This window comes from Acrocarpospora corrugata (assembly GCF_009687845.1).
Classification (GTDB): Bacteria; Actinomycetota; Actinomycetes; order Streptosporangiales; family Streptosporangiaceae; genus Acrocarpospora; species Acrocarpospora corrugata.
In genome coordinates, this window is the sequence record NZ_BLAD01000054.1 from 25,689 (window position 1) to 37,952 (window position 12,264).

Genomic DNA, 12,264 nt, shown 5'->3' on the forward strand with positions numbered 1-12,264 from the left:
CCGCCACGCCTGCCGCGTTACTGAGCTGCCTGTACCTCGGTGGACAGGCGGGTGTACTTCACCGAGTCCGGGCCGAGGTCGATGATCGACTCACCCTCCAGCAGCTGCGCCGGGGTCACGGCGAGCGACGGGTAGGTGGTCAGCAGGGCCTTGTCCACCGAGTCCATCGCGGCCTTGTTCGGCACGTTGTAGAGGATGTTGGCGGCCACCCAGCCGTGCACCTTCGGGTCCAGGATGTAGTTGATGAAGGCGTGCGCCGCCTCCTTGTTCTTGGAGGACTTCAGCACCACCATCGTGTCCGCCCAGAGGTCGCTGCCCTCGGCCGGGACCTTGAACTTGATCTTCGGGTTGTCGGTCGGGCACCAGCCGTCCCAGGCCACGGCCATGGCCGCCTCGCCGCTCTTCAGCTTGTCGCCGAAGGTGACGTCGTCGAAGCCGAGCATCGTCGACTTGGCTTTGATCAGCAGGTCCTTGGCCGCGGCCAGGTCGGCGTCGGCGGTGGTGTTGATCGACTTCTTGAGGGCCTTCAGCGCGGGCAGCGCCAGCCAGCGCTCGGTGGTCATCATCAGGACCTTGCCGCGGGCCTTGCCCTTGGGGGCGAGAATGTCGTTCCAGCTGGTCGGCTCGGCGTCCACCATGTCGGTGCGGTAGCAGATGCCGGTGGTGCCCCAGGTGTAGGGCACCGAGAAGACGTTGCCCTTGTCGTAGGACAGGTTGGTGGCCTCGGGGTAGAGGTTGGCCAGGTTCGGGATCAGCTCGGAGTGCAGGGGTTCGAGGAGACCTGCCTCGTTGAGCGCCTGCGCGTACTGGCCGGACACGAAGACCACGTCGAAGCCGGTCTCGGCGCCGGTGGTCAGCTTGCCCATGATCTCTTCGTTGGTGGCATGCGGGGCGATCTTCAGGTCGAAACCGAGATCCTTCTTGATGCGGTCCGGAAGGTCAGGCGGGCTGTAGCCCTCCCAGATCGACATGGACAGGCTCTGCTTGCTCAGATCCGCGTTGGGGTCGAGCTGAACCGTCGTGGCGCTGGGCGCCGCCGCCGCGGTGGAGTCCGGCGAGGTGCTTGATCCACCACACGCGGCCAGCGCGAGGACAAGTCCGGCGGCGGTGAAAGCAGCCGGCAGTTGACGGGTGTACCGGATACGGGACACGACCGCTACTCCTTCATAGGTGCCTAGATGCCTGCGAGCAGCAGACCAAAGAGGGAGTGTTGCAGCCCATATCAAGATAGATCAAGACTTTTCAGGACATTGTTAGCTGGACGTTCACGGTCTGATTTGAATCTGGATTCAGTTCACGTCCAGGTCCACTTTGCGAACCTGGACATATACTCCTAAATCACCATTTAATGATCTTTTTCTGGGCAAAGCGAAGGGCCACGTGCCGGTCAGCACATGGCCCGCTACGACCGTCTTCCGGCTAGTACGGTCGCCCGTACGCCGACCGAACCGTCAGCACATACTCCACCAAGGTGATCAAAGTTGACTTGACCGCCTCCCTGGAGCGCGCGTCCGTACGGACGACCGGAATGGTGGCGGTCAGCGACAGCGCCTCCCGCACCTCCTCCTCGGCGTGCTGGAACTGCCCGTCCCAGCCGTTCATCGCCACCACGAAGGGCAGCTGGGCCTCTTCGAAGTAGTCGATGGCGGGGAAACTGTCGGCCAACCGGCGGCTGTCGACCAGAACCACCGCGCCGATCGCGCCACGCACCAGGTCGTCCCACATGAACCAGAAACGGTGCTGTCCAGGCGTGCCGAACAGATACAGGATCAGGTCCTGGTCGAGGGAGAGCCGGCCGAAGTCCATGGCCACCGTGGTGGTGGTCTTGTTCGGCGTCAGCCCGAGGTCGTCGATGCCCGCGCTGGCATCGGTCATCACCGCTTCGGTCGTCAGCGGAAGGATCTCCGAGACGGCACCGACGAAGGTCGTCTTGCCCACGCCGAACCCGCCCGCCACGACGATCTTCGTCGAGGTCAGGCCGCGACTAGAGCCTGCGAAGTCCACTGAGCACCCTTTCGAGCAAATTGTGGTCTGGTTGTCCCTGGTTGAGCTGCGGCATGTGCAGGCGCACCAGACCCTCGTCGGCCAGATCGGCGACCAGCACCCGCGCCACACCGAGGGGGACCCGGAGCAGCGCGGAGATCTCCGCGACCGAACGGACGGAACGGCAGAGCGTCATGATCGCTTCCTGCTCGGGCTCGAGCATCGAGTAGTCATCGCTCATGAACGTCACCGTGGAGACCAACGTCTCCATCGCCAGATGGTAACGCGGTTCTGCACGTCCTCCGGTGACGGCGTACGGACGGAACAGCGGCTCGTCCTCGGCTCCGTCAGGCCCACGCATCACCGGACATCACCGACGAGAGGTCTGCAACTCGGCCCGCAGCGCGGGCGTAAGCGTCTGACCTGCGCGCTCGACCAGCAGCGTGGTCTGGTAGGCCACCAGACCCATGTCACAGTCCGGCGCCGCGAGCACGGTCAGACAGGAACCGTCACTGATGGCCATCACCAGCACCAGACCGCGCTGCATCTCCACCACGGTCTGGGTCACCGCGCCGCCATCGAACACCCGGGAGGCGCCCGCCGTCAGGCTGAGCAGCCCGGCGGCAACCGCCGCCAGCTGGTCGGCCCGGTCCGGTGGGAATCCGTCCGAGTGGGCCAGCCGCAGGCCGTCGGCGGAGACCACCACGGCATGCGCGACACCGGGGGTGCCGGCCACGAATTCGGTGATCAGCCAGTCGAACCTGCGCGCCTCGACGCTCAGCTCAGTCACGAGCCCTCCTCCTGATTGCCTGACTCGTCGACCGGTTCCCCGGCCGCCGCCGCGCGTCCCCGCTGCACACCCCGCTGGAAACTGGAGAACCGTTCCCGGACCGCGTCCGGTGAGGCCGGCGCGGCCGTGGCGGGCGGGGAGCCCGCGGCATTCACCGATCCTGGCACCAGGTTCGCCCTGGGGGTACGGCGGGGCAGCCCCGCCGAAGTCACTCCGCCCGCGGCCGGCTCGTTGGCCGCCGCCGCCGCACGGAAGCCGGTGTCCGCACTGGACCGCCAGGCGCTCTGCGGCGGTACGGCCTGCCCCTGGGGCAGCGGGGGCGGCTGAGGCGCGTGTGACGCTTGAGGCGGCACTATAGGCCCCGGAGGAGGCGCCGCAGGCGGTTTGGCGTCCGGGCGGCGGAACCACGCCGACTCCACCGACGCGAAAATTGGCAAGAACTCGTCACCGCGTTCCAGCGGCTGCTCCGGCGCCTTCGGCAGCGGCTGCCGCTCGTACACGGGCGCGCCCATCACCTGGAACGCGCCCGAGTGCTCGGTGAACGCCGGGAACACCGCCGTGGACTCCCCCGCCGACTCCGGCTGAGCCGGCTGGACGGGCTGAGCGGGCTGGGCCGGCCGCGGCGGCACGCCGAAGGCCGACCATCCGTTGGACGACTCCGGTTCGCGCGGCGGAGCGGGCTTGCGCACCGGCAGCCCGCCCGTGGCGGCGCTCTGGAACGAGCCCGCGGGTTCGATCGCGGCCGGCGTCGGCCAGGCGGTGACCTCGCCGAACCCGGGGGCCGGCTTGGCGTCCGGGTTGGTGATCATCTCGGCCGGGAACAGCACCATCGCGATCAGCCCGGACACGTCGCCCGGCCGCAGCTGCACCCGGATCCCGTGCCGCTGCGCCAGCCGGCCGACCACGAACAGGCCCATCCGGCGGGACACCGACACGTCCACGGTGGGCGGCTCGGCCAGCCGCCGGTTGGTCTCGATCAGCTCCTCGGGCGAGAGCCCGATGCCGGTGTCGCTCACCGCCAGCAGGACCGCGCCGCCCTCGATCGGGCTGCTGGACACGATCACCTTGGTGTCCCTGGGCGAGAACGCGATGGCGTTCTCCACCAGCTCCGCGACCAGGTGCACCACGTCGTTCGCCGCGTGCCCGGCCACGGCGGCCGAACGGTGCACCCGTACGGTGACCCGCTCGTACCCCTCGACCTCCGACAGCGAGGCCCGGACCACGTCCTGCAGGCGGGCCGGCTGGCTGCGCTTGCGCGCGGGCTCGTGCCCGGCCAGGACCAGCAGGTTCTCACTGTTGCGGCGCATGCGGGTGGCCAGGTGGTCGAGCTTGAACAGGTCGGCCAGCCGGGTGCCGTCCTGCTCGCCGCGCTCCAGGCCGTCGATGAGCGAGATCTGCCGCTCCACCAGCGTCTGGGTCCGGCGGGACAGGTTGACGAACATCGCGTTGACGTTGTTACGCAGCTGCGACTCCTCGGACGCCAGCCGGACCGCCTGCTGGTGCACCTCGTCGAAGGCCTGCGCCACTTCGCCGATCTCGTCGGCGCTGTCCACGGTGACCGGGTGCACGTCCGGCGGCGCCTGGGGCTCGCTGGACTCGCGCATCCGCCGGACCACCTCGGGCAGCCGGATGCCGGCGATCTCCAGGGCCTCGGTGCGCAGCCGGCGCAGCGGGCGGACCATGGACCTGGCGATGAGCACGGTGGTGGCCAGCACCAGCACGATCAGCGCGAGGATGAGGCCGCCCGCGATGAGGGCGCTGCGCTGCTCGGCGGACTGGAGCGCGGAGGCGCGGGTCAGCACCTGGTCGGCGACCCGCTGCTCCACGCCCTTGATCGCGTCCAGCGCGGCGGCGTTGTCCTTGAACCACTCCTGCGCGGTGATCACCCGGCCGGGGATCGGGCGCAGCGCGTGGTTGCGGGAACCGAGCGCGACCGCCCACGCCTTGGTCATCTCCACGTCCCGGGCGGCCGGCACGCTGCGGGCGGTGAAGAAGGCGGTGAACGCGGCGGTGTCGGCCTCGGCGTTGAACGCGGTCGTGTAGGAGGCCTGCCGGGACCAGGAGCCGAGGAAGCGCTGCAGGTCGTCGGGGGTGAAGGCCTGGCGGGGCTCCAGCAGCTCTGTGAGCAGCACCGCCCGCTGCTGGGACGCCTCGTCCTTGGCGTGGGCCAGCGCGCTGAGCGCCCGGGAGGCGGCGACCACCTGCGGGTCGTCGCTGATCTCGCCGAGTTCGTCGTGCAGCCGCAGCAGGGTGGCGATGGCCTGGCCGTAGTCGAAGAAGACCGAGGTGGCCTCGTCCTTGTCCCGTCCGGCGGCGTGGCTGTCGGCGATGACCTCCAGGCGGCCGAGCGCCTGCTTGGCCTCCTCCAGGGCGCGTTCGCCGAAGGACTCGTCGATCTGGCCGAGGTCCTCGATGGACGCGGCCAGCATCCGGTCCACCACGGACTTCTGCTGGTTCAGGTCGTAGGACTGCTGCTGGAGGATCCGGGTCGGGTCGCGGAGCGAGGCGCGCACGCCGGTCAGGCCGTCCAGCCAGGCCGTGCGGTCGCGCTCGGTGCCGAGTTGCTGGCTCAGGTCGCGGAGCCGCCCGGCGTATTCGGCGGCGGCGAGGGTTCGTTGGTTGGCCGAGATGCTGCCGATGGAGTCGCTCACCCGGATGCCGGCCAAGATCACCGCGATGAGTGTGGGCGCGAGGATCAAGGCGGTCAACCGGGTTGGCACGCGCCAGTTCCGCAGCGCGAAACTATTGGCGCGTTCCCGTTTCCCTGCCGTTTTTTCGGTACTCACCGGCCCCCGCAAACGTGAAGTGCCATTGCCACACAAGCGCGGACAATTCGACCACAAGGTCACGTTGGTAAGAGGCCTTACCGATACAAGGGACGCAATCGTTACCAACTGGTAAGTGGAATGATTCCCAGGGACAGGCCGGACAGAAGATCATCTGAGGGCTATAAGCACCTGTTCCCGCACCTGGAGCCGCTGCTGCTCGTCCAGTATCGGCCGCCCGGCGCGGTCCACCACGTAGAAGACGTCGACCGCCTCCGCGCCCAGCGTCTCCACCCGCGCGGCGCGAACGTCCAGGCCACAGTCGCCGAAGGCGCGGCCGATCTTCCACAGCAGGCCGGGCCGGTCGTGCGCGCGCACCTCGACCACGGTGGCCGTACTGGACGCGTCGTCCACCAGGGTGACCCGGGGCGGGGCCACCGGCACCCGGGGCGGGCGCAGCGAGCGGGTCCTGCGGGCCAGCCGCTGCTCGATGTCCAGCCGCCCGGCCAGCACCAGGCGCAGATCCGCCTCCAGGGTGGCCGGGTCGGGGGGCGAACCGTACTCGGGGACCACCGCGAACTCGATCACCGCCGTCGAGCCTGCCGACGCGGCGGAGGCCGAGCGCACCACCATCCGGTGCGCGGCCAGCACCCCGGCGGCCCGCCAGAGCAGGCCGGGCCGGTCCGGCGCGACCACGGTCACCGCGCCGCCGTTCACCCGGATCGCGCCGCCGCCGTGCCGGGCCAGCGACGCCTGCTCCGGCGACAGGCTCGGCGCGCGCGCGGGCGGCGTGCCCGACAGCGCCGACCTGACCCGGCGCACCAGATCGGAGACGAGCGAGGCCTTCCAGGTGTTCCAGGCGGCCGGGCCGGTGGCCTGGCCGTCCGCGACCGCCAGCGCGGCCAGCAGTTCGAGCACCTCGCGGCTGCCGACCGCGTCGGCCACCCGGGAGATCGTCATCGGGTCGTCCAGGTCCCGGCGGGTCGCCGTCTCCGGCAGCAGCAGGTGGTGGCGGACCACGGTGGCCAGCACCTGCACGTCGGCGGGGGGCAGCCCCATCCGGGTGGCGATGTCGCGGACCACCACCTCGCCGGTGGTGGAGTGGTCGCCGGGCCAGCCCTTGCCGATGTCGTGCAGGAGCGCGCCGATCAGCAGCAGGTCGGGGCGGGACACCTCGCGGGTGAACGCGGCGGCCCCGGCGGCCGTCTCGATCAGGTGCCGGTCCACCGTGTAGGTGTGGACCGGGTTGCGCTGCGGCCGGTGCCTGACCCGCTCCCAGTCCGGGATCAGCCGTACCAGCACGCCCGCCTGGTCCAGCTCCTCCCACACCGGCACGGCGGCGCGGCCCGCGCCGAGCAGCCCCACCAGCGCGTCCCTGGCCTCGTCCGGCCACGGCACCGGCAGCGGCGGCGACTGGGCGGCCAGCATGCTCACGGTGGCCGGGGCCAGCGGCAGCCCGGCCTCGGCGGCGGCCGCGGCGGCCCGCAGCACCAGCACGGGATCGTTGCGCGGGCTGATGCCGCGCGCCAGCACCACCTCGCCGCCGTGCTCCACCACGCCGTCGGCGAGCGGGCGGCGGCCACGCGGCGCGGGCCCGGACAGCAGCCGGTCCACGGTCCGCCAGGTGGCGTCGAACGCGTGCCCGATGGTCCGCCCGGCCTCGGCCAGGCGGCGCATCAGCGCCTCGGCGTCCAGCAGCCCGAGCGTGCCGGCCACCGCGTCCTGCTCCTGCAGCACCAGCCGGTCGGTGCCGCGCGCGGTGACCAGGTGCAGCCCGTGCCGGATGTCCAGCAGCAGCTCGTACGCCTCCCGGACCCGGGGCCCCGGCGCGGAGGCCACCCAGGCGGCGGCCACGGCCTGCATCGCCTGCACGTCCCTGATGCCGCCGCGGGCGTCCTTCAGATCGGGTTCCAGCAGGAAGGCCAGCTCCCCGCTGGTGTCGGCCCGGTTGTCCGCGGCCTCCCGCAGCTCGCCGAGGCGGCGCCGGGAGTCGGCCCGCCACTCCACCAGGACGGCTTCGCGCGCCGCCCGGGTGAGCTCGGGATCACCGCTGATGTGCCGGGCCTGGATCAGGCCGAGCACGGCCTTGAGATCTTCCCTGGCGACCTTGGCGGCCTCGTCCACGGTACGGACCGAATGGTCCAGGCCGATCCCGGAGTCCCAGATCGGGTACCAGATCCGGTCGGCGATCTGGGCGACGTCGTCCCGGCCGTTGTGCAGCAGCACCAGGTCGAGGTCGCTGCCGGGCGCCAGCTCACCCCGGCCCAGGCTGCCGACGGCGACGAGCGCGACCCCGCTGCCCGCGGTGGCGCGCTCGCCTCCTCTCTCGATTTCGGGGAGCCCGCTCTTCCCGTTCCGCTGGCTGATCGCCGTACGGAACAGATCGGTGAGCCAGCGGTCGATGTCCGCGGCCCGCTCCTTGCGGGCCGCGGCGAACGAGCGAGCTTCCCCTCTCATCATTCGGTTACAGCGCCTCCGGCCCGCGTTCACCGGTACGGACGCGGATCACCGTGTCCACCGGCACGGACCAGACCTTGCCGTCGCCGATCTTGCCGGTCTGCGCGGCCTTGACGATGACGTCGATGACGTCCTCGGCGTCGTCCTCCTCGGTCAGCACCTCGACCCTGACCTTGGGCACCAGGTCGACCTGGTACTCGGCGCCGCGGTAGACCTCGGTGTGGCCCTTCTGCCGGCCGTAGCCGCTGGCCTCGCTGACCGTGAGGCCCTTGATGCCGAACTGCTCCAGCGCCGCCTTCACGTCGTCGAGCTTGAACGGCTTGATGATTGCGGTGATTAGCTTCATGCGTCCACCTTCTTGGCCTCGGCCGGAACCGCCGGCCCGTTCGGCGAGGTTACGCCCGAGGAGTGGATCGTGCCGAGGTCGTAGCCGGTCTCGGCGTGAGTGGTGATGTCGATACCGGTGACCTCGTCCTCCTGCGCGATCCGGAAGCCCATCGTCTTGTCGATGATCTTGCCGATGATGAACGTCGCGACGAAGGAGTAGACACCGACCGCGACCGGGCCGAGGACCTGCAGGCCCAGCTGTCCGAGGTCGCCGCCGAAGAAGAGGCCCTTGGCCTGCTGCGGGAGGAACGGGAACTCGGAGATGAAGCCGAGCGAGACGGCGCCGATGACACCGCCGACCAGGTGCACGCCGACCACGTCGAGGGAGTCGTCGAAGCCGAGGCGGTACTTGAGGCCGACCGCGTAGGCGCAGACCGCGCCGGCGATGACGCCGAGGGCCAGGGCCATCAGCGGGTTGACGAAACCGGCGGCCGGGGTGATCGCGACCAGACCGGCGACCGCGCCGGAGGCGACACCGAGGGTGGTGGCGTGACCGTCGCGGAACTTCTCCACCACGATCCAGGCGCCGGCCGCGACGGCGGCGGCGATCTGGGTGTTGATGAAGGCCAGGCCGGTGGTGCCGTCCACCGCCAGCTCGGAGCCGGCGTTGAAACCGAACCAGCCGAACCACAGGAGGCCGACGCCGAGCAGGACCAGCGTCAGGTTGTGCGGGCGCATCGGCTCCTTGCGCCAGCCGGCGCGCTTGCCCAGGACCAGGGCCAGCGCCAAGGCCGCCGCACCGGCGTTGATGTGCACCACCGTGCCGCCGGCGAAGTCCTCGATGCCCATGTTGAACAGCCAGCCGCCGCCCCAGACCCAGTGCGCGACCGGGAAGTAGACCACGGTCGCCCACACGACGCTGAAGACCACCCAGGCGCCGAACTTGGCGCGGTCGGCGATGGCGCCGCTGATCAGAGCCACCGTGATGATGGCGAACGTCAACTGGAAGGCGGAGAAGACGATGTTCGGGATGTTGTCGGAGGTGCTGTCGGGGAGCAGACCCGCGGAGAAGGTGTCCACCACGCCCGACAGGCCGACGGCGTCGAGTCCGCCGACGATCTTATTGACGAAGCCGGTGCCGTCACCGACCGCGTCGAAGGCGAGGGAATGACCGTAGATGACCCAAGTGACGGTTACCGTGATGATGCTGACGAACGACATCATCATCATGTTCAGGACGCTCTTCGCCCTGGTCATGCCCCCGTAGAAGAATGCGAGACCTGGCGTCATGAGCAGCACGATGGCGGTGCTGATCAACATCCAGGATGTGGAGCCGGTATCGATTTCCATCGACGCGGCCCTCCCTTCCATTGGCGTGTGGCCGGTTTTCACGTGCGCAGTGGGCTGCACCCAGGCTTCATCGACCGGCTGGCACACTGACGTATTCGGCCGAGCTCTCCTCCGCCGCCGGGGGGTGCCCACAGGCTCGGGTTCTCGTCCGTGGGCGCCAGCGTGTTCTTCCGCCGTTTCAGGTCACGACGTGGTGTGTTTCACATCTGTGAAACTCGCTTGTGGCATGTTTCGGGCAAGTTTCGGATGGTACGGACACGCGAAAACGCGCACCCCGAAAGGGATGCGCGTTCAGCTGAAAGTTTGGTCAGGCGGCGGCGTGGGCCATCTTCCGCAGCCGGGCCAGCGCGTCGCGTTCCACCCGGCGGGCCCGGTCCCTGCCGATGCCATACCGCTCGCCCACCTCGGTTAGCGTGTGCTCGCGGCCGTCCACCAGGCCGTAACGCCAGCGCAGCATCTCCCTGGCCTGCCCCTCCAGGCCGGTCAGCCACTGCTCCAGGCGCTCCTTCTCCAGGGTGGCCATGGCCTGCTGCTCCGGGTCGGCCCAGGTGTCGTCGGCGATCATGTCGCCCAGTTCGGTCTCGTCCTCGTCGCCGACGCCGAGCTGGAGCGAGACCGGGTCGGAGGCCCACCGGCGCAGTTCCCTGACCCGCTCGATCGGCAGGTCCAGCACTTCGGCGAGATCCACATCCGTGGGCTCGGCGTCGAATTCGGCCAGCATGTCACGGCGGACCCGCATCAACCGGGTCATCTGCTCGCCGGCGTGCGTCGGCAGCCGGACCGGCCTGGCCTGCTCGTGAATGGCGCGCCCCACCGACTGCCGGATCCACCAGGTCGCATACGTCGAGAATTTGTAGCCACGCCGATAGTCGAATTTCTCCACCGCGCGGACCAGGCCCAGATTTCCCTCCTGCACCAGGTCGATCAGCGGCATGCCACGCCCCGAGTATTTCCGCGCCACCGCCACCACCAGCCGCAGGTTCGCCTGGATGAACTCATCCTTGGCGCGCTGACCGGAGACCGCGATGCGCTCAAGCTCCTCGTCCAGCGCGTCGCCGACCTTGGGTTCCGTGTCGCCGGAGTCGAGCAGCTGCTCGGCGAAGAGGCCCGCCTCGATGCGCTTGGCGAGCTCCACCTCCTCCTCGGCGGTCAACAGCGGCACACGCCCGATCTCGGCCAGATAGGTTCCCAGCAGATCGCGATCCGCGACCTCTGCCGTACGATTCCCCGTCGCCATTTGATGGCACCTCGTTCCGCCGCGGCCATGATTCATCAACGCTTCGTCCTGCAACGACCAACGGATCGGCCAGGGCAAAGATTCCCTTGACAAATACGACCGGAGAACGGTTTTGGTTTCCTCCTGGAGGAGGATGCGCGACCCGGAATTTCGGCGTCTGCCCAGGGAAACAGGAATCAAACGACGCGGCGTCCCGCCTGCCACACCTGCGCCACCAGCGGAACTCCCGGGCGGTAGGCCAGGTGCACGTACGAGGGCGCGTCCAGGATGACAAGATCCGCGCGGCTGCCCGGCCGCAGCATCCCGACGTCGTCGCGGCGCAGCGCCGCCGACCCGCCCCGGGTCGCCGCCCGCACCGCCTCCAGCGGCGTCAGGCCCATCTCCCGTACGGCCAGGGCGACGCAGAACGGCATCGACGAGGTGAACGAGGATCCCGGATTGCAGTCCGTCGCCAGTGCCACCGTCACTCCCGCGTCCAGCAGCCGCCGCGCCTCCGGGTACGGCGACCGGGTCGAGAACTCGGCCCCCGGCAGCAGCGTGGCCACCACCCCGCTGGCGGCCAGCAGGTCCACGTCCGCGTCGGTCAGATGGGTGCAGTGGTCGGCCGAGGCCGCGCCCAGCTCGCAGGCCACCCGTACCCCCGGCCCCGGGCCCAGCTGGTTGGCGTGCACCCGGGCCTGCAGCCCCGCCTTCAGCCCCGCGGCCAGAATCTCCCTGCTCTGGTCCTCGTCGAACGCGCCCCGCTCACAGAACACGTCCACCCAGCGGGCGTACGGCGCGCAGGCGTCCAGCATCCGCCCGGCGACCAGCCGCACGTATGCATCGGGGTCGCCCTCCGGGACCACGTGGGCACCTAGAAAGGTGGTCTCCGGAGTGAACGCGGAGGCGATCTCCAGGGATCTGCGCTCGTCCTCGACCGTCAGGCCGTAACCGCTCTTGATCTCCATCGTGGTGGTGCCCTGAGCGATCATCTCGGCGACCAGCGCCGCCGTGTTCGCCGCCAGCGCGGGCGTGGTGGCCGCCCGGGTGGCCGCCACCGTGGTCCGGATACCGCCCGCCGAGTACGGCCGCCCCGCCATCCTGGCCGCGAACTCGGCGGTGCGGTCCCCCGCGAAGACCAGATGGGCGTGACTGTCCACAAACCCCGGCAGAACCGCCCGCCCGTCCACGTCCACGTCACGATCGGCCAGCGGCGCGTCATCGGCCTCACCCACCCAGACCACCATGCCACCCTCGACGACCAGCGCGGCGCCGGCGATCTCCTCACGTTCCGGATCACCCGTGTAGAGCGACCCGATCCCGCGGAACAGCGTTGCCGTCATCGCCCCATCCTGAAAGTCCGCACTCTGATTCCC

The 12,264-nt window shown here is 69.8% G+C and carries 10 protein-coding genes; all 10 read right to left on the reverse strand.

Annotated elements, in window-relative coordinates:
• Nucleotides 1–17: 17 nt before the first annotated feature.
• Nucleotides 18–1,151: a polyamine ABC transporter substrate-binding protein gene (locus Acor_RS19780; protein ID WP_155338176.1), complete on the reverse strand. Its 1,134-nt coding sequence runs from the start codon at nt 1,149–1,151 to the stop codon at nt 18–20.
• A 268-nt stretch (nt 1,152–1,419) separates the two neighbouring features.
• Complete coding sequence (locus Acor_RS19785; RefSeq protein WP_246238809.1) at nt 1,420–2,004, reverse strand: GTP-binding protein; 585 nt, start codon at nt 2,002–2,004, stop codon at nt 1,420–1,422.
• The gene (locus tag Acor_RS19790; protein ID WP_155338177.1) at nt 1,985–2,344 is read right to left on the reverse strand and encodes a DUF742 domain-containing protein; all 360 of its coding nucleotides are present in this window, start codon (nt 2,342–2,344) and stop codon (nt 1,985–1,987) included. The genes Acor_RS19785 and Acor_RS19790 overlap by 20 nt, the downstream gene beginning before the upstream one ends.
• A 9-nt stretch (nt 2,345–2,353) precedes the next feature.
• Entirely contained in the window at nt 2,354–2,773 is a 420-nt protein-coding gene (locus tag Acor_RS19795) for a roadblock/LC7 domain-containing protein (RefSeq protein WP_155338178.1), read from the reverse strand.
• A complete protein-coding gene (locus Acor_RS19800) occupies nt 2,770–5,493 on the reverse strand; it encodes a sensor histidine kinase (RefSeq protein WP_170317003.1) in 2,724 nt (907 codons plus the stop codon). The genes Acor_RS19795 and Acor_RS19800 overlap by 4 nt, the downstream gene beginning before the upstream one ends.
• 216 nt (nt 5,494–5,709) lie before the next feature.
• Nucleotides 5,710–7,998: a [protein-PII] uridylyltransferase gene (locus Acor_RS19805; RefSeq protein ID WP_246238811.1), complete on the reverse strand. Its 2,289-nt coding sequence runs from the start codon at nt 7,996–7,998 to the stop codon at nt 5,710–5,712.
• A 4-nt stretch (nt 7,999–8,002) separates the two neighbouring features.
• Nucleotides 8,003–8,341: a P-II family nitrogen regulator gene (locus Acor_RS19810; RefSeq protein ID WP_155338180.1), complete on the reverse strand. Its 339-nt coding sequence runs from the start codon at nt 8,339–8,341 to the stop codon at nt 8,003–8,005.
• Entirely contained in the window at nt 8,338–9,672 is a 1,335-nt protein-coding gene (locus Acor_RS19815; protein ID WP_155338181.1) for an ammonium transporter, read from the reverse strand. Before Acor_RS19815 ends, Acor_RS19810 begins: the two co-directional genes overlap by 4 nt.
• A gap of 307 nt (nt 9,673–9,979) precedes the next feature.
• Nucleotides 9,980–10,909: a sigma-70 family RNA polymerase sigma factor gene (locus Acor_RS19820; protein ID WP_155338182.1), complete on the reverse strand. Its 930-nt coding sequence runs from the start codon at nt 10,907–10,909 to the stop codon at nt 9,980–9,982.
• A gap of 176 nt (nt 10,910–11,085) precedes the next feature.
• Entirely contained in the window at nt 11,086–12,231 is a 1,146-nt protein-coding gene (hutI, locus tag Acor_RS19825) for an imidazolonepropionase (RefSeq protein WP_155338183.1), read from the reverse strand.
• Nucleotides 12,232–12,264: the final 33 nt, after the last annotated feature.